The organism is Sphingobacterium sp. UBA7253, from assembly GCF_002472745.1.
Classification (GTDB): Bacteria; Bacteroidota; Bacteroidia; order Sphingobacteriales; family Sphingobacteriaceae; genus Sphingobacterium; species Sphingobacterium siyangense.
In genome coordinates, this window is record NZ_DKSP01000230.1 from 1 (window position 1) to 1,201 (window position 1,201).

Below are 1,201 nucleotides of genomic sequence, written 5' to 3' on the forward strand. Positions count from 1 at the left end.
CCATTCGCGGGTTTCGTGAATATTTTTGCCAGTGGATAGGTCCATGATGGTATCGGCTCCCCAACGACAGGCCCATACCGCTTTTTCAACTTCTTCCTCTATACTTGAACTTACGGCGCTATTGCCAATATTGGCATTAATTTTAACAAGAAAGTTGCGCCCGATAATCATGGGTTCACTTTCAGGATGATTTATATTATTGGGGATGATCGCTCTTCCGGCAGCGATTTCCTCACGGACAAATTCTGGTGTAATAGCTTTATTATGTGTTCTAGCGCCAAAGTTTTGCCCTTTATGCTGATGATCCATTCCGGGGGTACTGGCCGTGAGCTGCTCGATACGTTGGTTTTCACGGATAGCAACGTACTCCATTTCTGGGGTAATGATGCCTTGCTTTGCATAATGTAATTGGGTGACATTCCTGCCGGCAGAGGCTACTTTCGGTTTATGGCTATACGCAAATCGGAGTTCATCTAACGTTGAATCAGAAAGGCGTTTTTGTCCATATTCAGAGCTTATGCCAGCTAGCTGTATGACATCCTGACGATCCAAGATCCACTGATCGCGAAGGCGAGGGAGGCCTTTTCGGATATCGATATGGACGGTATCATCCGTATAAGGTCCAGAAGTATCATAAATTGTTACCGGCGGATTAATTTCTACTTCTCCATTCGTTAATTTGGTTGGACTCAAGGTGATTTGACGCATGGCGACTTGAATAGGAAATAGTTTTCCGGATACAAAAATTTTCTTTGCATTTGGAAAGGGTGATTGCGTAATTGTTTCAGCTGTCATTTTTTTCTGTATTGGGTGAATTACTCGGTTGATTTTTTGGAAATGGCTATCCGCCCTGAGATGCGGTAATTAAGATAATCTGATCGTAAGGTTTAAGTGTTGTCGTAGCCCAGTCCTTTTTGGGGATGACTTTGTTGTTGATGGCTACAGCCACACCCTGAGTTTTGCCAGATAATTCCAAAAGCAACAAGCCTTCAAGTGAAGTAAGTGTGGGATCGAAAAATCGAATCTGATGGTTTATTGTAAGTTCCATTCCTTAATTTTTTTGGTAAAACTTTAGGAATGGCTACACAAAGGCACAGCAATGCACCTTGTAGACAGCTCACTTTTCCCTACGCCAGTATGATCCGGATCAGGTTCTAAGGGTAAAATCTCAGCCTGCACGAGCAGACACCCCTAAAGTTGC

At 43.4% G+C, this 1,201-nt stretch carries 2 protein-coding genes and 1 riboswitch; both genes read right to left on the minus strand.

Annotated features, from left to right (window positions below; translation table 11 throughout):
* Positions 1-795: phosphomethylpyrimidine synthase ThiC (locus B2X72_RS24455; RefSeq protein ID WP_286851870.1), on the minus strand; the 795-nt coding region annotated here is incomplete at its 3' end.
* Between the two features lie 46 nt (positions 796-841).
* Complete coding sequence (thiS, locus tag B2X72_RS24460; RefSeq protein ID WP_088162000.1) at positions 842-1,048, minus strand: sulfur carrier protein ThiS; 207 nt, start codon at positions 1,046-1,048, stop codon at positions 842-844.
* A 59-nt stretch (positions 1,049-1,107) separates the two neighbouring features.
* Positions 1,108-1,201: riboswitch (TPP riboswitch) on the minus strand.

What these genes read in the sequence shown, in the direction of transcription:
- thiS (WP_088162000.1), bottom strand. Translation starts at nt 1,048, where the DNA reads ATGGAACTTACAATAAACCATCAGATTCGATTTTTCGATCCCACACTT.